The sequence below is a fragment of the Lysobacter enzymogenes genome (assembly GCF_017355525.1).
Classification (GTDB): Bacteria; Pseudomonadota; Gammaproteobacteria; order Xanthomonadales; family Xanthomonadaceae; genus Lysobacter; species Lysobacter enzymogenes_C.
In genome coordinates this window covers 4,824,027-4,843,997 of the sequence record NZ_CP067395.1, presented here as the reverse complement: position 1 = coordinate 4,843,997, position 19,971 = coordinate 4,824,027, and the positions used below count along the sequence as shown (strand labels likewise).

The following is a 19,971-nucleotide window of genomic DNA, read 5'->3' as shown; positions in this document are numbered from 1 at the left end:
GGGATTAGTGATTCGGGATTCGTCACCGCGGCCGCACGAGCGCCTGGACGTCTGGCGCGACGCGATGGCGTTGGTCGAGTCGGTCTACCGGCACACCGCAACGCTTCCCGATTCCGAGCGATTCGGATTGACCGCGCAACTGCGTCGGACCGCGATCAGCGTGCCCTCGAACATCGCCGAAGGCGCAGCTCGCCGCTCTACCGCGGAATACCTGCGCTTCCTGTCGATCGCCCACGGCTCGCTGGCTGAATTGGACACGCAGTTGCAAATCGCCGAACGCCTGAACTTCGTCGCACCCGATCCGTCGCTCGCCCAGTTGCTCGACCGAACCTTCGCCCGTCTGAACGCCTTGATCAGAACGCTCGACTCCGGCCCACGCACGATCCGCGAGCCGTCCGCGGCTTACGAATCCCAAATCCCGAATCCCGAATCCCATGCTCGATAAAGTCGTCATCGCCAACCGCGGCGAAATCGCGCTGCGCATCCTGCGCGCGTGCCACGCCCTGGGCATCCGCACGGTCGCGGTGCACTCCACCGTCGACCGCAACCTCAAGCACGTCGCCATGGCCGACGAATCGGTCTGCATCGGGCCGGCGCCGTCGTCGGAGAGCTACCTCAACATGGCCTCGATCATCGCCGCGGCCGAGGTCACCGACGCCCAGGCGATCCATCCCGGCTACGGCTTCCTCAGCGAGAACGCCGACTTCGCCGAGCGCGTCGAGCAGTCCGGCTTCGTCTTCATCGGCCCGCGCGCCGAGACCATCCGCCTGATGGGCGACAAGGTCGAAGCGATCCGCGCGATGAAGGAAGCCGGCGTGCCGTGCGTGCCCGGCAGCGGCGGCCCGCTCGGCGACGACAACGCCGCCAACATCAAGATCGCGCGCGAGATCGGCTACCCGATCATCGTCAAGGCCGCCGGCGGCGGCGGCGGCCGCGGCATGCGCGTGGTCCACACCGAAGCGCATCTCAACGCCGCGATCCAGACCACCAAGTCCGAAGCCAAGGCCGCGTTCGGCAACGACATGGTGTACATGGAGAAGTTCCTGGAGAACCCGCGCCACGTGGAGATCCAGGTGCTCGCCGACGGCCAGGGCAACGCCATCCACCTCGGCGAGCGCGACTGCTCGATGCAGCGCCGCCACCAGAAGGTGGTCGAGGAAGCGCCGGCGCCGGGCATCACCGTCGAGCAGCGCGCGGAGATCGGCAAGGTCTGCGTGGAAGCCTGCATCCGCATCGGCTATCGCGGCGCCGGCACCTTCGAGTTCCTGTACGAGAACGGCCGCTTCTACTTCATCGAAATGAACACCCGCATCCAGGTCGAGCATCCGGTGACCGAGCTGGTGACCGGCATCGACCTGGTGCGCGAGCAGCTGATGATCGCCTCCGGCCGCAAGCTTTCGATCAAGCAGGAGGACGTGGTGCTGGAAGGCCACGCGATCGAGTGCCGCATCAACGCCGAAGACCCGGAAACCTTCATGCCGTGCCCGGGCCCGATCAACCACTTCCATGCGCCGGGCGGCCCCGGCGTGCGCGTGGACAGCCACATCTACGAAGGCTACCGCGTGCCGCCGAACTACGATTCGATGATCGGCAAGCTGATCGTGCACGGCCCCGACCGCGAGACCGCGATCGCGCGCATGCGCGTGGCGTTGAGCGAGATGGTGGTGGACGGGATCAAGACCAACATTCCGCTGCAGCAGCGCATCCTGTCGGACGCGGGTTTCCAGCAGGGCGGTATGAACATCCATTACCTCGAGAAGCGGTTGAAGGAACAGAAGGAAAAGACGATCGCGATCGTCTGACCCGAGCGCCGCCGCCGAAACGACGAAACCCCTTCCGCGAGGAAGGGGTTTTTGTTTGGGCGGTGGCGGCGTCTCGCGATGAAGCTGCCGCAACGAAAACCTGTGCTCCGCACATCGTCGGCGCTTTTCCGCGCCGCCTACGCCGGCGGCGCGCCCACACACCCGCCGCGCGCGCCTTGCGCGCACGCAGCTCCCGACGTCGCGCCGATCAGCGTCGCGCCACGTCCAACCACGTAGCCATTTCCTGCACGTCGCTTTCGGTCAGCTCGGTCGCCCCGGGCACGTTGCGCGGCTGGCCGTCGTCGGCCTGCGCGCGCTTCTTGCCCTTGGCCGGCACCTGCGTCCCCGGAATCGGCTGCACGCCGCCGCTGGAGGACGGGCTGACGACCATCACGTACTCGCTGGAACCGTCCGGCCAGACCACCTTGAAGGTGCTGCCCGGCGGCAACGACGAGAACGGCGCGCCGCTCTGGGCGCGATAGACCGCCGCGATCTGCGCCGCGCTCAGCGAGCGCCGCTCGGTGCGGGAGTCCACCGACGTCAATGCGACCTGTCCCAGCTCGCGATAGTCCGCGCCGAACACGTCGATCATCACACCGGCCGCGCCGACCGAATAGGCGCTCAGCAACAGAGCCCAAAAACCGATCTTGGCGGTGCGTTTGAAGTGCTCGCGTTTCATTTCATCCTCTCTTCGCCAGTCAGCGAATAGACCATCTCTTGCACCACTTCCGCCCCCTGACGCGGGATCGCCGCGTCGTACACGAAACTCGCGAAATCCTGCTGCGGGTCCTGCGAACAAATGCCGCCGTTGGCGCAGTAGGACGTCATCAGCGAGCCTTCCGGCCCGCAGTCCTGGCCGAGCCGGCACGCCGCCAGCTGCCAGGCCAGTTCGGAGAACTGGGTGCCGGACACGCGCTGCGCGCGGTCGCCGGCGCTGCGGCCGCTGGCGGCCAGGCCCATGCCGCCGGACAGCGCCATGAACGCCTCCGGATCCTTCGAACGCAGCACCCGTTCGGTCAGGTTGCGGCGGTAGTCTTCGGTCTTGTCGAGCGGCTTGCCCGCGCTCAGCAGCGACGCCTCGGCGGCCAGGCTGCCGGCCTGCGCGGCTTCCGTGCGCTTGACCATGATCATCGGATAGCCCAAGCCGTCTTCCGGCGCGAAGCGCGCGCAGCGCTCGCTGACCCGGGTGCGCGCGGCGGTCATCGCGGCGGCGCCGCGCAGCTTCATCGATTCCAGCGTGCGGGTGTCGTTGCGGTAGTCGACCGGCGCATTGGAATAGTTCGCGCAGTAGTCGTAGACCCGGGTCAGCAGCCACATCGCTTCGGGCTCGCCGGCATCGGCGCGCAGGCGCAGCGATTGGGCGAACGAATACAGGTCCGGGGTCTGCTCGAACTGCTGGCTCAGCGGCGACGGCGGCCGCAGCGGCGCGCGCGCCGGGCGCCGCGGCGCGGTGCGGATGTCGGGGTCGCGGGTGCGGTCGATCGCGCTGCCGCGCCGCGGTTCGTCGGCCGCAGCCGCCTGGGCCACATCGGCGCCCCGCACCGGCGCCGGCTCGGCCTGGCGCCGGTGCGCATAGACCAGGGCGCCGCCGAGCAAGGCCAGCGCCGCCAGGCCCGACAGCAGCCGCACGCTCATGCGCGCGCCCGCGCGCTGAGGCCGGCGCGGGTTTTGCGGATAGGCGGACGGGCAGGCATCGGACATCAAAGGGCGCGACTCGCGGCCGGACGGCGCAGGGATCGGAAGGCGCGCCAACCCCGGCCGGGGCGGCGCAGTAAGGCGTCGATGATATGTCAAGTGCCCGGCGGATGCCCGCCCTGGCACAGGAAGTGCGCAAATTCACACTTCTCAGATGCCGGCGATCCGCTGTCGGCGCTTACTCGCCGTCCGCCGCGGCGGGCTGCCCGGCGCAGGCGACGCCGGCGTGGCGCGCGTGCGGCCAGTACTCCTCGTCGCCGGGGCGCTCGGCCCGCGACAGCTCGCCGGCGGTGACCAGGGTCAATCGGTCGCCGGCCGGGTTGCGGTAGGCGAAGCTGCAAAAGCCCTGGCCGGTGCCCGCGCAGTCTTCGACTTCGGGGTAGCCGGCCTCGATCATCCCGGCGACGAAGCCGGGCTCCTCGCGCTGCGGCGGCGCGGCGCGCCAGCCGCGCGCGAGCAGGCGCTCGCGCGCCTGCGGCAGGGCCACGCCTTCGACCCGCGGCACCGCGGCGCGGCCGCCGCAGTACAGGTCGGCCTCCGGCAGCGCCTGCAAGCGCAGCGTGCCGTCGTCGGCGCGGATCCGCGCCCGCTGCACCGCCCAGTCGTACACGCCGAGCGCGGCGTCGCCGCCGCGCAGCTTCGCGTCCTCGCCGTCGTCGAAGCCTTGCACGCCGACGGTGGCGTCGCCGGCGCGCGCGCCGGGCTCGAACACCTGGGCCACGGAACGGCCGTCGCGGAACAGCAGCAGGCGCCCGCCGCCGGAGGTGCAGCCCATGCCGGCCAGCACGCCCGGCGCGGCGGCGACGCCGACCACCCGATAGCCCTGCCATTCGCGCTCGCCGAACACTTTCCAGCCGCGCGCCTGCGCGGCGCGCGCTTCGACCGACGCGGGCGCGACCGCGCAATCGCCGTGGACTTCGGCGGCGGCTTCGGCGGGCGGCGCGGGCACGTCCGCGATCGGCTCCAGGCGCAGGCCGCCGGCTTCGGCGGTCGGCTGGGCCGCGGCCGCCGCAACGGGCGCCACTGCGGTCGGCTTCGCGACCGGGGACGGCGACGCGGCCGCGGGCGCCGCGGAGGGCGCCGGCGCCGGATCGCGCGTACAAGCCGCGGCCAGACTCAGCGCGAGGCCCAGCGCCAGCAGGCGGGCGGCAGGCAGGCCGCGAAAGAGGAGATCGATTCGAGCATCCATGATCGTCGCGGCGCCGTTCCGTGGTCCGGAAAACGCCGCACGCTATCTGATCGCGGCGAAACGGGTCAATAATGGCCGCCGTTTTCGCTCATCCGCGCCCGCCCATGCCCTTCCTGGAACTGACCCTGCGCTGCAGCGAGGCCGAACAGCCGCGCTTCGAAGCCGCGCTGGACGACGTCGGCGCGCTCGCCGTGACCATGCTCGACGCCGATGCCGACAGCGGCAACGAACGCGCCATCCTCGAGCCCGGCGTCGGCGAGACCCCGCTGTGGCAGTCGATCGTGCTCAGCGCGCTGTTCCCGCACGACGCCGACGCGCTGGTGATCCTGGCCGCGCTGGAATCGTTCGACCCGGACCTGGACTGGAGCCGGGTCGATTTCGCCAACGTCGAAGACCAGGACTGGGAACGCGCGTGGATGGACCAGTACGCGCCGCTGCAGTTCGGCCGGCGCACCTGGATCGTGCCGTGGAATCAGGACCTGCCGGCCGAGGCCGACCGCGCCGAAGCCGCGGTGGTGCGGCTAGACCCGGGCCTGGCGTTCGGCTCGGGCACCCACCCGACCACGTCGCTGTGCCTGGCCTGGCTCGACGGCCTCGCCGACGCCGGCGAACTGGCCGGCCGGCGCGTGCTCGATTTCGGCTGCGGCTCGGGCATCCTGGCCCTGGCCGCGCTCAAGCTCGGCGCCGCGCACGCGGTCGGCGTCGACAACGATCCGCAGGCGCTGATCGCCACCGCCGACAACGCCGAACGCAACGGCGTCGCCGCGCAGATGCAGGTGCATCTGCCGCAGGACGAGCCGGTCGAAGCGTATCCGGTGGTGGTCGCCAACATCCTCGCCTCGGCGCTGATCGCGTTGGCCGACACCCTGGCCGCGCGGGTCGCGCCGGGCGGTCGCATCGCCTTGTCGGGCATCCTCGCCGGGCAGGAAGACGAAGTGCTGGCGCGCTACGCCGATGGTTTCGAGCAGCTCCAGGTCGAGCGGCTCGAAGACTGGATTCGCGTCACAGGCGTGCGTCGTCGCTGAGCGCGGCGGCATGGTTGAATAAGCGCGCATGTTCCTCGCCTGCCCTCATTGCGGTTATCTGGTCGCGCTGATCGTCGCCAAGGACGGTCCGGCGCGGGACTGCCCGCGCTGCGGCCGGCCGCTGCAGGGCGAGGCGGCGGGAGCGGATGCGGGCGAGGACGCCGCGACTGCGAAGGACGACGCCGGATCGGTCGCGGAATCGCCGACAGCGGCAGCCAACGAAGCCGCGACCGCCGCAGCGCCGGCGAATCCCGCGCACGGCGTCGCCGCTGCAGCGAGCGGCGACGAGATCAGCCGCAGCCTGCGCCGCGCCGGCACCGCCGAAACACCCGCGAAAGCCGCGCGTGAAGAAGCCTCCGGCCACGCAAGCGCGGCCGACGCACAAGCGACCGCGCACCCCGCCGCTGCCGCAACCGACGCCGCGACACAAAGCGCAGCCGACCCCGCGCACGACGACGCGCCGGCCGCAAGCGCGGACACGCCGGCCGACACAACCGAATCGACGCAGTCCAGCGACGCCGGCAACGCCGCCGCACTGCGGCCGCTCACCGCCGCGGCCGCCACCGCCGCCGCGCCCGCGCGCGGACGCCGCCAACGCAAATCCGAAACCACCGTGACCTCGGCGCGGCGCGCGCCGAGCTTCGCCCGCCAGCAGGCGCGCGCGCAGGCGCCCAAGCCTCGCCTGCACTGGAGCGGGCCGGCCGCGATCGTCGCGTTGGCGGCGGCGCTGGCGCTGCAACTGCTGCTGGCGCAGCGCGCCGAACTCGCCGCCGACGCGCGCTGGCGCCCGTTGGTCAGCGGCGTGTGCGGCGTGCTGGGTTGTTCGGTGCCTGCGTGGCACGAACCGGCCACATTGACCATGCTCGACCGCAACGTGCTGCCGGTCGCCGAACGCGCCGGCGTGCTGCGCGTCTCGGCCGGCTTCCGCAACGACGCGCGCTGGGCGCAGCCCTGGCCGGTGCTGGTGCTGAGCCTGGAGGACGTGGATGGCCGCCGGGTCGGCCAGCGCGCGTTCGCTCCACAGGAGTACCGCCGCGGCTACCGCCCCGGCGAACTGATCGCCCCGGGACAAAGCGCCGCGGTCCAGTTCGAGGTCGTCGAACCGGCCCCGCGCGTGGTCGCGTTCACCTTCGACTTCCGCTGATTGGCCGGCGTCGCGTTGTCTATAGCGACTCCGGCGCGCTAGACTCGCCCTCCCGTCGGTGCCACGCCCAGTGCGTCCCTGCACGTTCCGACGGACGAAGACCTGCTACGGGGAAGCACTTGAACGCACTCAACGACCGCAACGATGGCGCACGCTCCGGACCCCGCGTCCCGCTGCGCGACCACGTCGCGACTTCGATCCGTCGTTACCTCGGCGACCTGAACGGCAGCGGCACCGAAAATCTTTACGAGATCGCCTTGCGCGAGCTCGAAATCCCGCTGTTCGCCGAAGTGCTGCAGCACTGCGACGGCAACCAGAGCCGCGCCGCGGCGATGCTGGGCATCCATCGCGCCACATTGCGCAAGAAGCTGCGCGAATACGGCCTCGAGTAAGGCCTCTCCGCCGCGTTCGCGCGGCTTTGCGGAACTGGGATCCCCGGCATGGACGACGGCCGCGATTTCGCTCGGGCCGGCGATCGGCTGCGCGCGGCTCAGCATTCGCACCTGCCGTTCTCGATAAACCTCGCCGCAGCCGATACGCGCGGGGCGTCGGTTTACGGCTGCCGGGCCCGCTGGAATCGCACGACGGCCGTCCGCGAACCCTCGCTCACACCCACCAATAACGGATCAGGTGGAAGAACACCGGCGCGGCGAAGCACACCGAGTCCAGGCGGTCGAGCACGCCGCCGTGGCCTTCGATCATGTGCCCCCAATCCTTGATTCCGCGGTCGCGCTTGATCGCCGACATCACCAAGCCGCCGTAGAACCCCATCAGATTGATCACCAGCGCCAACGCCGCGGCCTGCCACGGGTTGAACGGGGTGATCCACCACAAGGCCGCGCCCAACGCTGTGGCCGATGCGACGCCGCCGACGAAGCCCTCGACCGTCTTCGACGGCGACAACCGCGGCGCGATCAGGCGCTTGCCGCACAGCTTGCCCCAGATGTACTGCAACACGTCCGAGGACTGCACCACGATGACCAGGAACGCCACCAGCAGCAGGTTGCGGCCTTCGTAGCCGGGAATCTTTAGGTTGATCAGCGCCGGCACGTGCGAGATGCAGAACACGCAGATCATGAGGCCCCACTGCACCTTCGCGGTTCGCTCCAGGTAGCGCGTGGTGTCCTCGCCGACGGTCGACAGGATCGGCAGCAGCAAGAACGCGTACACCGGGATCAGCAGCGTGTACAGGCCGTACCAGTCGATATAGACCAGCCAGTACTGCAACGGCAGCGCCAGATAGAACGCGGCCGCCAGCGCGTAGTAATCGCTGCGCCGGGTCGGCGCGAGGGTGATGAATTCGCGCAGCGCGAACAGCGAGACCAGGGCGAACAGCACGATCATGCCGACCCGGCCGATCGCGAAGGCGACGCCGACCAGCAGCACCATCACCCACCACGCGCGGATGCGCGCGACCAGGTTGGCGACGACCGCGCTGGGCTTGTCGCGGGTGCGCCAGCGCAGCCATTCTGAAATCAACGTCGCCAGCAGCAGCACCGCGGCGACGCCGGCGAACAGCAGCACCGGATGCGACTGCGCGCGCACGAACTCGATCACCTGTCCCATCAACCGCGGCCTCCGTTGCCTTCGCTTCCTGCCTGTTCCGACAACGCCAGCAGCGCGGCGCGCGCGCGTTGCAGGAACGCGTCCTTGTCCTCGTCCGCGCCCAGGCGCAGGGTGTCGCCGAAGGTCGCCGTGCACAGCAACGGCAGCGGCAGGATCTTGCCCTTGGGCATGACCCGGGCGAGGTTGTCGATCCACACCGGCACGAACTCCAGTTCCGGCCGGCGCCGCGCCAGGTGGTACAACCCGCTCTTGAACGGCAGCAGCGGCTCGTCGCTCTGGTTGCGCGTGCCCTCGGGGAACAGGATCAGCGACTGGCCGCCGTCGACCGCCTCGCACAGCACCTCGATCGGATCGTACTTGCGCGACTGCGCTTCGCGGTCGATCAACACGCCGTTGAAGACTTCGCGGATCAGGTAACGGCGCAGCGCATCGCGTTGCCAGTAATCGGCGCCGGCCACCGGCCGCACTTCGCGCCGCAGCGCCGGCGGCAGCGCCGACCAGATCATGACGAAATCGCCGTGGCTGACGTGGTTGCCGTAATACACGCGATGGTCCGCCGACGGCGAGCAGCGCCACAGCGCGCGCGCGCCGGTCAGCAGACGGATCGCCGAGCTGAAGCCGGCGGCGAGCAGGTTCGAAATCATCGCGACTCCAGTTCGCGCACGATCGCGCGCAGACGCAAGGCGATGGTCAGCGCCGCGCCGACGATCACCACGGCCAGCGCCGCCAGCAACAGCCACGCCACCGCGGCCGCGTACCCCAAGGCCAGACCGGCGGCGGCCAACAGCGCCGCCAGCGCGGTCGCCAGCATGCGCGTGCGCCGCGGCATCGGCCCTTCGCCGTGTTCGCGCAGGCCGCAGGCCAGCCCGAGCACGCGCACGTAGGCCGTGCCGACCGCCAGCAGCGACGCCGCCCAGCCCAGGTCCGAGGCCCACGGCAGCCACGGGGTCAGGCCGTAGCCGACGCCGAGGAACACCAGCGCGTCGGCGAGCCGGTCGGGCGCGTCGCTGTAGACCTCGCCGGCCTTGCCGACCATGCCGCCGCGGCGCGCCAGCAGCCCGTCGAGGCGGTTGCAGGCGATGCGGCCGCCCAGGCACAAGGCGGCGAACAACAGCAGCGCAGCGCCGTAATGCGGCGGATCGCGCAAGGCGAAGAAGAACGCCGCGCCGGCCAGCGCCGACAGTGCGACCGCGAACAAGGACAGGCCGTTCGGCGTGGCGCCGCGCGCGCGCAGCCAGGCGGCCACGGCCGCGCGTCGCGCGTCGCGCGCCGCGGCGGAAGAAACTTGGGAATCGCTCATCGTCGTACTCCGTTCAACTGCCGCCGCAACCGCCGCAGCCGCCGCCACCGCAACTGCTTCCGCCGCTGCTGCAACCGCCGCCGCTGCTGGAGCCGTCGCTGCTGCCGCTCGCGCCCGGCGGCGTGCGCAGCATGTGGTAGTCGGCGAAGCCGCTGCCGTGCAGGCCGATCGTGCCCATCAACGCGACTTGCACGCCGAGTTCCGCCGCGCGCGGGCCCCGCTGCGCGTCGTGCAGCGCCCAGTCGCCGGCGCGGGTACGCGGCTGCTCGCGCAACAGGCGCGCCAGCGCGACGAACGCGGTCAACCCCACCAGCACGACCAGGAAACCGACCGGCCGGCCGCGGCTCAGCCCGACCGCGATCTTGTCCAGCCCGAACAGCGCCAGCGCCGCCAGCGGCAGGCAGCCGAGCCAGCGCAAGCGCAGATCCGCGGCGCGGCTGAGCCACCAGCCCTTGTGCCGCAGCCGTTCGGCGATCGGATCGTACGCACGCCGCAACGCCGCCAGGGTGCGCTGCAGGCTCTGTTCGCGCTGGGCGATGTCGGCGGCGGTGCGCAGCGACGGCGGCAGCGATTCGCCGCGCAGGCGCGCGCCGTCGATGCGCAGCCAGATGCGGTCCGGCCGCGCCGCCGCTTCCTTCGGCGTGCCGGCGTGATCCAGGCCGAGCACGTCGCGCTGCATCAACTCGACCAACGCCGCATCGGCGGCGCGTTCGGAACCGCCGGCGAGGTAAGCCAGTTCGACCGCATCTTCGGCCTGCGCCGCATTGCGCCGGTTCGGCCCGCGCAGCGTGCGCTTGATCGCGGTGCCGGCCAGATACGCCCACGGCAGCGCGGCCACGTACAGCAGCAGGAAAACGCCGCCGTGGAAATCCAGCGGATTCGAGGTCCCTTCCGTGCTCACGCCGGTCAGATAGACCAAGGCCAACGCCGCGCTGGCCAGCGACACCGCAACAAAGCCGCCGCGCGGCTCGGACGCCCACGGCGACGGCAGCGGCGCGCGGCCGGCCGGAATCTGCGCGCGCGCCGGCTGCGCCGGCTTCGGCGCCGGCAACGGCGGCGGCCACAGCGACGGCGGCGGCATGTCGAAGAAACGTTCGTAACTGGCGACGGTCTGCCGGTACTGCTCTTGATGGCGCGCATCCTCGGCCTGCCCGCCGAGCGAGGGCGTGTGGTGCAGGTCGCGGCGCAGCACCTGCGGGCAGAAGCGCATCCAGTAATCGCGGGTGTCGGTCAGATGGGCGTGCCAGACCTTGTCGATGCGCACGCTCGGCGTAACCGGATGATCGGCGGCGACCGCGAGAAAGCAGAAGCGCCGGTATTCCTCCAGCGCCGCTTCGGCACCGGCGCGGTCGCAGCTCAGCGCATGGCCGACGCGGTCGAGGAAGGCCTCGGCCTGATCGCCACCGAACCGGTAATCGCGCAGGCGCTGCCACAGGCCGCGCCGTTCCACGGTCCAATCGGCGTCGTGCTGCGCTTGTTCCCTTTCGTTCATGGCCAAGTCCGTCAGGCGATCCCCAGAAAACCCCAAACCGCGCGAAACCGCGCAGACGCCGCACCGATCAGGCGATCCCCACCGCGGCCAGGATCGCCGCCGCTTGCAGGATCACCAAACCGGCCTGTTTCAGCAACAGCCCGCGCGCGCCGCGCCAACGCGCGGGCCAGTCGCGCGGCGCCGCCGCGGGCTTGCGCAGGCCCAGCGCGGCCAGCGCCGCATCCAGGCGCGCCGCGCCGCCGTCGGCGTCGCCTGCGCACGACGCGGACAGCGCGCGCAGCAGGCGCGCGTCGAAATCCACGCGCACCGCGTAGTACAGCTGGACGAACCCGGCCAGCGCGGCGCACCACAGCGCCGGGCGCCAGCCGCTCACGCCGGCGGCTCCGAACAGGCCCAGCAGCGCCAGCCCGGTCAACAGCAGCGCGGCTGCGCCGAGGCTGCGGCCCTGCGCCAGCAACGCGGCCATCGCGCGCAGTTCGAACGCGCCGAAGCGCGCGGGCGAGCTCGGGCGGCCGGACTCGCTCATGCGTTGCGCGCTCCCGGCGCGACCGGCGCCGATGCGGGCGCCGCCGTCAGCTCGCGCAACGCGCGCAAATGCGGTTCGCGCAACACGATGACCGGACGCGCACGGCGCAGGATCGCCACCGCTTCGTCGACCGTCGGCGCGCGGCCGCTGAGCAGCAGCCACGCCGCGACCGCCGCGGCGCTGCGCGAATAGCCGAGCGCGCAGCAGACCAAGACCTCGCCGCGCTCCTGCCGTTGCGCGATCGCCGCGGCCGCGTCGCGCAACTGCACCGGCGTCGGCGCGACCAGATCGAGCATCGGCCGCACCGCATCTTCCGCGCCCGCATCGGGCAACGACAGCTCGGCGCAGACATCGACCACCGCCGCGAACCGCGCGCGCTCGCCGCGGCCCGGGACGCGCCCGAGCCAGACCCCGTCCAGCACCGCCGCCGGCTGCGACGCGCGCCGCGTCCACAGCCGCGAATTGATCCAGGCGCCGAGCAGATACGGCGCGAACAGCCAGCGCGCCGCCACGCTGAGCCGCCCGTCTTCGCGCTTCTGGAATCCCAGCGGGCCCAGCACCGCGTAATTGAGCGCGACCAACGCCAGCGACGCCGCCGGCCACCACAGCCACAAGGCCCAGCCGCCGAGCGCCCCGGCCGCCCACGCGCACAACGCCGCGCCGGCCAGATACGCCGCCGCCAACATCCAACGCTTGGGATCGCGCGCCAACGCCGCCTCGCGCCACGGCGCGCGGATGCGCTCGGGCCACAGCCACACGCACAACCAACCGGCGAGCAAACCGGTCGGGATATCGATGAAGTGATGCTGGAAGGTCGTCAGCACCGACACGCCGATCAGCGCGAACCAGCCGTGCAGCAACCAGCGCCACGCGCCGCGCAGATGATGGGCGAAACGCACCCACAGCACGATCAGCAGCACGATATGCAGCGACGGCGCCTGATTGAAGGGCTTGTCGAAGCCCAGCAGCACGTCGAACAGCCAGCCGAACACGCCGTCGGTGTGCGGCCGGACGAAGCTGTAGCGCAGCGGCCACAGCAGGAAGCAGCTCACCGCGACGACTTGCGCGGTCAGCAGCCGCAGCGCCTGCGTGTCGAGCTCGCGGCGGTCGCGGCAGACGAACAGGGAAATGCCGTAGAACAGGTCGATCGACCAGTACGGCACGATCGTCCAGGCCCAGAACGGAATCGCGCTTTCCCAGCCGAACGCGATGCTCGCCACGCCGGCGCGCGCGGCCGCGAGCGCGTTGGCGTAGCCGTAGCTGGCGAAGAACAGCGGCCCCAGCACCAGCAGCCACAGCGCCGCCCGGCCCCACGGCCGGCGCGGCGCGACGGCCGCGGCCGACGCGAGCGCGGCGGTCATTGCGCGACCCGCTGCGCCATCGATACGGTGAAGATGCCCCAGCGGTCGATGCGCTGGTCGATCTTGACGAAACCGGCCGCGCGGACCAGATCGTCCATCTCCTGCTGGCTGCGCCGGCGCATGACCCAGGCCGCGCCGCCGCGGTGACTGGTCAGTGCGCGGGCGATGAACTCCAGCTGCGGATGCCAGGGCTGGCCGGTGTAGACCAGGAACCCGCCCGGCGGCACCGCCGCGGCCAGACCGTCGAGCGAACGGCGCACCTGATCGTTGTCGGGGAACAGTTCGTACAAGCCCGACACCACCGCCAGGGTCGGCTTGGGCTCCAGCGCCGCCAGCGCGGCGGGATCGAACGCATCGCCCTGGTCGAAGCGGGCGATCGCGCCGGCCTGCAGTTCCTCGATCAGCGCGCGGCCCTTGTCGACGTTGAGCGGACTGTAGTCGCGCAAGCGGATGCTGTCGGCGTGCGCGCCGGCGCCGGCCAGCGCTTCCAGCGCGTAGCGGCCGTGGCCGGCGGCGATGTCGACCGCGTGCACCGGCAGCCCGGCCGCGCGCAGGCGCGCGGTCGCGTCGCGCAGCAGCTCGTGTAGATGGGTGCGGCGCACGCGGATGCCGCGCCAGCCGATGGCTTCCAGGTAATTGCGGTCGACCATGCGCCCGAGCGGCCCCCCGCCGCGCGCCTCGTTGCGGTACACGTAGTCCAGGCTGCTGCCCGAATCGAAACCGGTGTCCAGGCCAAGCCGGATCCCGTCCGCCAGCTTGCCGCCGAAGCGCAGCCCCGCGCGCACGAAGCGCCAGCGCAGGTCCGCCAGCGACCAGCGTTCGGGCGGCCACGACAGTTTTTCCGATTCCTCGAAGCTCGGCCCGCGCCGGTGCGCCTGGCTCAGGTCGGCGCGACTCAGCGGCTCAGCGAAGCGCGCCTGCACGAACGCGCGGATGCGGTTGACCGCGACCGCGCGGCCCTTCTCGCCGAGGGTGTCGTGGAAGAAGTCCGGCAGCAGGTGGCGTTCCTTGATCGCGCTGCCGAGGCGTTCGTAGAACCGGTCCTGCGGGCCGCGATGGACGACGAAGTCGGCGCCGGACACCAACAGCTGCGTCGGCACCGTAATCGCCTGCGCATCGGCGACGATGCGGTCGGCCGCTTCGTACAGCCCCAGCAGCACCCGCACCGAAATCGGCCGCGCGATCAATTTGTCGGTGCGATAACTCTCGACGCGTTCCTGATCGTGGGTCAGCCACTGCGGCTTGACGTAGCTGTTGACGAAGAAATTGCCGCGCAGCTTCTGCATCAGCGCCAGGCCCGGCCGCGCCAGCGGCACGTACAGCTTGACCTTGAACGCCGGCGAGGCCAGCACCAGCGCGCGCAGCCGCGGCGCGTAGTCGTGGACCCAGGTCGAGGCGACCACGGCGCCGACGCTTTGCGCGATCAGGGCGAGGTTCTCGACGTCCACGCCGTGCTTGTCGCGGATGTGGGCGACGAAACGGTCGAGGTCGCGCACCAGCGCTTCGAACCCCGGCGCGTCGCCGCGTTCGCCCGGCGAGCGGCCGTTGCCGCGCGCGTCCCAGGCGAAGAAATCGCAGTCGTCGAGCCCGAGTTCCGGCACCAGATGCTCGACCCGCCCGGAATGCTCGTGGCCGCGATGCAGCAGCACCACCGCCTTGCGCGGCCCCGCGCCCGGCTGGCTCGCCGGCCAATGCCGGTAGAACAGCTCGGCGCCGTCGAAGCTGGCGAACCAGCGCTCCTCGGCCGCGCGCGCGCCGCCGGACTTGACCACGACTTCGTTCATTCCCGCTCTCCTTGTCGAACTTCCACCACTCCCGGGGCGGCATCATGCCGCAAACCGGCGCGCACGCGGCGGACCACGGTCCACGCGCACAGCATCGAAGCCAGCGTCAACACGATCTCGACCGGCCACGCCGAGACCCAGCCCAAGGCCAGCAACAGGCCGAGCGCGCCGATCACGAAGGCACGGTCGCTCTTGCCCATCGGCCCGTCGTAGCGCCGCGGCGCGCCGACCATCAGCCCGAGCACGCCGGCGTATTCGGTCAGCGCCGCCAGCAGCGCGAACGCCAGCAACGGCGCCGCGTGCAGCCCCGCCACCGCCAGCAGCGACAGATACAACGCGGTGTCGGACACGACATCGCACAATTCGTTGAGGTAGGCGCCGAGCCGCGATTGCTGGCCGAACTCGCGCGCCAGCATGCCGTCGATGGCGTTCATCGCCATGCGCGCGAACATCCACAGCGGCAACAGCGCGAACAGCCACGGCCGCTGCGGCGCGCCCCAGTACACCAGCGCGGCCACCGCCAGCGACACGCCCGCGGCGGCCACGGTGACCTGGTTGGCGGTCGCGCCCCACGCGTGCAGCCGCCGCACCAGCGGCCGCAGCAGATCCTGGAAGCGTCCTTTCAAAGCATAGATCGAGGCCATCGTTACCTGCGTTCCCGCGCGCCCGCCGAAGGGGCGCCGCCGACAGCTTAGCCGCTGCGCGCGCGGATGCGCGCCGGCCGCGGCCGCGACGGCCGGCGACCGCACGGGTATCGCCACAGTGGCCCGGCCGGCGCGCGCGGCGGCACCGGCTTTGCCGAAAACCGCCGCCGGCAGCCGCAAAAACCCGCCCCGCCTGCGTCCGTACCGCCCTGAACGGCGGGCCGCGGCGGCCCGCGCGGCTATAATTCCCGCGCCCTTCCGCTGCCCTCCTCCCCGCATGACCTCCGAACTTCCGACCGGCCAGCCGGTCAGCATCCGCCGCGCCCTGCTGTCCGTGTCCGACAAGACCGGCCTGATCGAACTCGCCCGCGCCCTGGCCGCGCACGGCGTCGAACTGCTGTCCACCGGCGGCACCGCCAAGGCGATCCGCGACGCCGGCCTGCCGGTGCGCGACGTGGCCGAGGTCACCGGCTTCCCGGAAATGATGGACGGCCGGGTCAAGACCCTGCACCCGCTGGTGCACGGCGGCCTGCTCGGCCGCGCCGGCGTCGACGACGCGGTGATGGCGCAGCACGGCATCGGCGCGATCGACCTGCTGGTGCTGAACCTGTATCCGTTCGAAAAGGTCGCCGCCGATCCGGACAGCTCGTTCGAAGACGTGATCGAGAACATCGACATCGGCGGCCCGGCGATGCTGCGCTCGGCGGCGAAGAACTTCGCCCGCGTCGCGGTCGCCACCGACCCGGCCCAGTACGCGGCGCTGCTGGCCGAACTCGACGCCAACGCCGGCGCGCTGTCGGCCAAGACCCGCTTCGCCTTGTCGGTGGCCGCGTTCAACCGCGTCGCCCAGTACGACGCGGCGATCAGCAACCACCTCTCGGCGATCGGCGACGACGGCGCCAGGCTCGAATTCCCGGCCCAGCACAACGCCAGCTTCATCAAGGTCATGGACCTGCGCTACGGCGAGAACCCGCACCAGAGCGGCGCGTTCTACCGCGAAGCGCAGCCGCTGCCGGGCACCCTGGCCAGCTTCGTCCAGTTGCAGGGCAAGGAGCTGAGCTACAACAACCTCGCCGACGCCGACGCGGCCTGGGAATGCGTGCGCCAGTTCGAGCGCCCGGCCTGCGTGATCGTCAAGCACGCCAACCCCTGCGGCGTGGCCGAGGGCGTGGCCTGCGGCGACGCCTACGAACTGGCCTACGCCACCGATCCGACCTCGGCCTTCGGCGGCATCATCGCCTTCAACGGCAAGCTCGACGCGGCCACCGCCAAGGTCATCCTCGACCGCCAGTTCGTCGAGGTGCTGATCGCGCCCGATTACGAAGAAGGCGCGGTCGAGTACGCGAAGAAGAAGGCCAACGTGCGCGTGCTGCGCATTCCCGGCGGCGACGGCCGCAACGCCCTGGATTTCAAGCGCATCGGTTCGGGCCTGCTGGTCCAGAGCGCGGACCTGCGCGAAGTCGGCCGCGACGAACTCAAGGTCGTCAGCAAGCTGGCGCCGACCGAGGCGCAGCTGGCCGACCTGTTGTTCGCCTGGCGCATCGCCAAGTTCGTCAAGTCCAACGCGATCGTCTACGCCCGCGACCACCGCAGCATCGGCATCGGCGCCGGGCAGATGAGCCGCGTGGTCAGCGCCAAGATCGCCGCGCTCAAGGCCGAGGAAGCCGGGCTGATCGTGCCGGGCTCGGTGATGGCCTCCGACGCCTTCTTCCCGTTCCGCGACGGCATCGACGCGGCTGCGGCGGCCGGCATCAAGGCGGTGATCCAGCCGGGCGGCTCGATGCGCGACAACGAAGTCGTCGCCGCCGCCGACGAACACGGCCTGGCGATGGTGTTCACCGGCGTGCGCCACTTCCGCCACTGAGCCGCCGCCGGCGCGGGCGCCGCAACGCCCGCGCCGCGCATCCGCCATGCCGCCGAAATTCGAACCCGTTCCGCCGCCGGCGCGCATCGCGCTCGGCCGCAGCCTGTTGCGCTCGCTGACGCGCAAGCTGGTCGTGCTCGCGGTGCTCGGCGCGGCGCTGGTGCTGTGGGCGCTGTGGCAGTACTCGCAGCGCCAGTCGGTCGACGCGAGCACGCTCGGCGACTACCGCATCGGCGGCGACGCGGTGAACGTGCTGCTGGTCCAGCCCGACGTTTCGCTCGACCTCGGCACCGGCCTGCGCGGCGACTACACCGCGCAGCTGGCGCGCGCGCTGGCCGTGCAGTTCGAGCAATTGGGCTACCGCACCCGGCAACTTTCGGCGCGCAGCGACGAAGAACGCTTCGGCCAGAGCTTGCGCCAGGAAAACCGCAACGCGGCCCTCGCCCACCAGACCCAGGTGCTGCAATCGCTGCGCGAAACCTCGGCGCCGGTGCTGCGGGTGTCGCTGGACGGACTCGAACACAATGGCTCGGTCGTCGTCGAGCAGCGCTACAAGGTCGAGTTGCTCGACCCGCGCACGCTGCAGCCGTCGTGGCAGGCGCGCCTGACCTGGCGCGAAGGCCGTTCGCAATCCATCGTCCTGCTCTGGCACCTGCGCCAGAACCGGCTGCCGCCGCCGCTGTGGGACAGCCTGGCGACGCTGGCGGTGAAGCGGATGCGCGAGGACGGCAAACTGCCGCCCTCCACCATCCACTGACCCGAAGCCCCTGTAGGAGCGGCGTCCCACGGGGATTTCCTTCGGTCACAAGCCGCGACCGCGCCAAAACGCCTACGACGACCCCGTCATCGCGCGACGACCCTGCGGCCCGCGCCGCCGCTCACGCCCCAGGCTTGCCGCGCTCCTTCCAGATCTCGTGATCCACTCCATGCCCCAACTCGGGATACTGGGAAATATGGAACTCCGGCGACTTGCCCTCGTCGAGCTGGCGGTCGTAATCGCGGGTCAGCTTCACCACCACCTTCCACAGCAGCACCACCGCGATCAGGTTCAGCGTCGCCATGACCGCCATCGCCGCGTCGGCCGCGTCCCACACCAGCTGCACCTTCGAGAACACGCCCCACACGATCACGCACAGCGCGACGATGCGCAGCACGAACAGCGACTTGCGCCCGCCGCCGATGTACAGCAGGCCGCTCTCGGCGTAGGAGTAGTTGCCCAGGATCGTGGTGAAGGCGAAGAAGAACAGCGCGATCGACGCGAACCACGCGCCCCACTCGCCGAAGAACACCGTCATCGCGCGCTGGGTGATGACCACGCCGTCGCCGCCCTGGCCGAGCACGCCCGACAGCAGCACGATCAGGCCGGTCGCGGTGCAGATGAACATGGTGTCGAAGAACACGCCGAGCGACTGCACGAAACCCTGGCTGGACGGATGGTGCGGCACCGGCGTCGCCGCCGCGGCGATGTTCGGCGCGCTGCCCATGCCGGCCTCGTTGGCGTACAGGCCGCGCTTGACCCCGTTGAGCATCGCCGCGGCCATGCCGCCGGCGATGCCGCCCGCGGCCTGGTCCAGGCCGAACGCGCCGCGCAGGATCATCATGACCGCCGCCGGCACCTGGTCGTAATGCGCGATCAGCGCCCACAGCGCCAGGCCGATGTAGCCGGCCGACATGAACGGCACCACCCACTCGGCGACCTTGGCGATCGAGCGCAGGCCGCCGAAGATGATCGCGCCGGTCAGCACCACCAGCGTCACCGCGACCGTGGTCGGCGAGAACTTGAAGGTCTCGCCGACCGATTGGGCGATGGCGTTGGCGTGCACGCCGTTGAACACCACGCCGTACGAGAACAGCAAGCAGGCGGCGAACGCCCAGCCCATCTTCGGCGCGCGCAGGCCGCGGGCGATGTAGTACGCCGGGCCGCCGCGGTACTGGCCGTTCTCGTCGCGCACCTTGTACAGCTGCGCCAGCGAGCTTTCCGCGTACGCGGTGGCCATGCCGACCGCGGCCGTGCACCACATCCAGAACAGCGCGCCCGGGCCGCCGAGGCTCATCGCGATGGCGACGCCGGCGAGGTTGCCGGTGCCCACGCGCGCGGCCAGCGAGGTGCACAGCGCCTGGAACGGCGAAATGCCGGCGTCGTCGCCGTCGGTGCCGCGGCCGATCACTTTGAGCATGTGCGGGAAGCGGCGCACCTGCAGGAAGCCCAGGCGCACGGTGAAGAAGATGCCGACCGCGAGCAGGCCGTAGATCAGCACGTAGTTCCACAGCACGTTGTTGATCGCGCCGATGATCGGAGAGATGGCCAGTTCGATCCGGTGCAGCAGCCAATCCATGCGGTCGGTTCCCAGGTTGAGGCGTGAAGAAGTCGGTGAGGTCGCCGCATCCGTGCCGCTGCGGTGCGGCCGTCCGGGGCCGGGCGCGCGGCCCGCGCCGGCGGCCCGACCGGGCGCGAGGGCGAAACCGCTGCAAAACCGGGGGCCGGAGCCGTCGCCGCGCCGGAGCCGCTGCGGCCCGAGGCCGGATTCGCGCTCCGAAGCGAGGCGATGGTAACAGCCCGGTCGCCCCGCCCCGTCCCC

Annotated in this window: 18 protein-coding genes and 1 pseudogene; 7 read left to right on the top strand and 12 right to left on the bottom strand. The window is 71.1% G+C overall.

Annotated features, from left to right (window positions below; genetic code table 11):
• The first annotated feature begins 7 nt into the window (after window positions 1–7).
• Both JHW38_RS20490 and accC read left to right on the top strand, forming a co-directional pair.
• Window positions 8–445: a four helix bundle protein gene (locus JHW38_RS20490; RefSeq protein WP_207523151.1), complete on the top strand. Its 438-nt coding sequence runs from the start codon at window positions 8–10 to the stop codon at window positions 443–445.
• The gene (gene accC, locus JHW38_RS20485) at window positions 435–1,802 is read left to right on the top strand and encodes an acetyl-CoA carboxylase biotin carboxylase subunit (RefSeq protein ID WP_207523150.1); all 1,368 of its coding nucleotides are present in this window, start codon (window positions 435–437) and stop codon (window positions 1,800–1,802) included. Before JHW38_RS20490 ends, accC begins: the two co-directional genes overlap by 11 nt.
• Before the next feature lie 328 nt (window positions 1,803–2,130).
• Here accC and JHW38_RS20480 read toward each other — a convergent pair.
• The 3 genes and pseudogenes from JHW38_RS20480 to JHW38_RS20470 all read right to left on the bottom strand — a co-directional run.
• A pseudogene (locus JHW38_RS20480) lies at window positions 2,131–2,481 on the bottom strand (hypothetical protein); the annotation flags it as partial.
• Complete coding sequence (locus tag JHW38_RS20475; protein WP_242691010.1) at window positions 2,478–3,437, bottom strand: hypothetical protein; 960 nt, start codon at window positions 3,435–3,437, stop codon at window positions 2,478–2,480. The pseudogene JHW38_RS20480 and the gene JHW38_RS20475, both read right to left, overlap by 4 nt.
• A gap of 238 nt (window positions 3,438–3,675) precedes the next feature.
• A complete protein-coding gene (locus JHW38_RS20470) occupies window positions 3,676–4,686 on the bottom strand; it encodes a hypothetical protein (RefSeq protein WP_207523149.1) in 1,011 nt (336 codons plus the stop codon).
• Between the two features lie 104 nt (window positions 4,687–4,790).
• Between JHW38_RS20470 and prmA the strand changes: the two genes are divergently transcribed.
• The 3 genes from prmA to fis all read left to right on the top strand — a co-directional run bounded on the left by prmA (window position 4,791) and on the right by fis (window position 7,247).
• A complete protein-coding gene (gene prmA, locus JHW38_RS20465; RefSeq protein ID WP_207523148.1) occupies window positions 4,791–5,711 on the top strand; it encodes a 50S ribosomal protein L11 methyltransferase in 921 nt (306 codons plus the stop codon).
• 28 nt (window positions 5,712–5,739) lie between these two features.
• Window positions 5,740–6,855 carry a DUF3426 domain-containing protein gene (locus tag JHW38_RS20460; protein WP_207523147.1) on the top strand — a complete coding sequence of 372 codons (1,116 nt, stop codon included), beginning with the start codon at window positions 5,740–5,742 and terminating at the stop codon, window positions 6,853–6,855.
• Between the two features lie 119 nt (window positions 6,856–6,974).
• Window positions 6,975–7,247: a DNA-binding transcriptional regulator Fis gene (fis, locus tag JHW38_RS20455; protein WP_057946280.1), complete on the top strand. Its 273-nt coding sequence runs from the start codon at window positions 6,975–6,977 to the stop codon at window positions 7,245–7,247.
• A gap of 214 nt (window positions 7,248–7,461) precedes the next feature.
• Here fis and JHW38_RS20450 read toward each other — a convergent pair whose 3' ends face one another.
• From JHW38_RS20450 to JHW38_RS20415, 8 genes are all read right to left on the bottom strand, one after another.
• Window positions 7,462–8,421, bottom strand: coding sequence for a phosphatidate cytidylyltransferase (locus tag JHW38_RS20450; protein ID WP_207523146.1), 960 nt, complete (start codon window positions 8,419–8,421; stop codon window positions 7,462–7,464).
• Window positions 8,421–9,065 (bottom strand): lysophospholipid acyltransferase family protein, encoded by a 645-nt coding sequence (locus JHW38_RS20445; RefSeq protein WP_207523145.1) that lies wholly within the window; start codon window positions 9,063–9,065, stop codon window positions 8,421–8,423. The genes JHW38_RS20450 and JHW38_RS20445 overlap by 1 nt, the downstream gene beginning before the upstream one ends.
• Complete coding sequence (locus JHW38_RS20440; protein WP_242691008.1) at window positions 9,062–9,721, bottom strand: CDP-alcohol phosphatidyltransferase family protein; 660 nt, start codon at window positions 9,719–9,721, stop codon at window positions 9,062–9,064. Before JHW38_RS20440 ends, JHW38_RS20445 begins: the two co-directional genes overlap by 4 nt.
• 13 nt (window positions 9,722–9,734) lie before the next feature.
• Window positions 9,735–11,213 carry a TIGR04222 domain-containing membrane protein gene (locus tag JHW38_RS20435; RefSeq protein ID WP_207523144.1) on the bottom strand — a complete coding sequence of 493 codons (1,479 nt, stop codon included), beginning with the start codon at window positions 11,211–11,213 and terminating at the stop codon, window positions 9,735–9,737.
• Window positions 11,214–11,280: 67 nt separating this feature from the next.
• The gene (locus tag JHW38_RS20430; protein ID WP_207523143.1) at window positions 11,281–11,739 is read right to left on the bottom strand and encodes a hypothetical protein; all 459 of its coding nucleotides are present in this window, start codon (window positions 11,737–11,739) and stop codon (window positions 11,281–11,283) included.
• Window positions 11,736–13,100: a phosphatase PAP2/dual specificity phosphatase family protein gene (locus JHW38_RS25795; protein WP_207523142.1), complete on the bottom strand. Its 1,365-nt coding sequence runs from the start codon at window positions 13,098–13,100 to the stop codon at window positions 11,736–11,738. Before JHW38_RS25795 ends, JHW38_RS20430 begins: the two co-directional genes overlap by 4 nt.
• Entirely contained in the window at window positions 13,097–14,884 is a 1,788-nt protein-coding gene (locus tag JHW38_RS20420) for a bifunctional alpha/beta hydrolase/class I SAM-dependent methyltransferase (RefSeq protein WP_207523141.1), read from the bottom strand. Before JHW38_RS20420 ends, JHW38_RS25795 begins: the two co-directional genes overlap by 4 nt.
• Window positions 14,881–15,528 carry a CDP-alcohol phosphatidyltransferase family protein gene (locus tag JHW38_RS20415; RefSeq protein ID WP_207523140.1) on the bottom strand — a complete coding sequence of 216 codons (648 nt, stop codon included), beginning with the start codon at window positions 15,526–15,528 and terminating at the stop codon, window positions 14,881–14,883. The genes JHW38_RS20420 and JHW38_RS20415 overlap by 4 nt, the downstream gene beginning before the upstream one ends.
• 277 nt (window positions 15,529–15,805) lie before the next feature.
• Between JHW38_RS20415 and purH the strand changes: the two genes are divergently transcribed.
• Together purH and JHW38_RS20405 are read left to right on the top strand one after the other, a co-directional pair.
• Window positions 15,806–17,392, top strand: coding sequence for a bifunctional phosphoribosylaminoimidazolecarboxamide formyltransferase/IMP cyclohydrolase (gene purH, locus JHW38_RS20410; protein WP_207523139.1), 1,587 nt, complete (start codon window positions 15,806–15,808; stop codon window positions 17,390–17,392).
• A gap of 46 nt (window positions 17,393–17,438) precedes the next feature.
• On the top strand, window positions 17,439–18,149 hold the full coding sequence (locus JHW38_RS20405) for a hypothetical protein (protein WP_207523138.1): 711 nt from the start codon (window positions 17,439–17,441) through the stop codon (window positions 18,147–18,149).
• A gap of 121 nt (window positions 18,150–18,270) precedes the next feature.
• Here JHW38_RS20405 and JHW38_RS20400 read toward each other — a convergent pair whose 3' ends face one another.
• A complete protein-coding gene (locus JHW38_RS20400) occupies window positions 18,271–19,728 on the bottom strand; it encodes an alanine/glycine:cation symporter family protein (protein ID WP_207523137.1) in 1,458 nt (485 codons plus the stop codon).
• Window positions 19,729–19,971 lie beyond the last annotated feature (243 nt).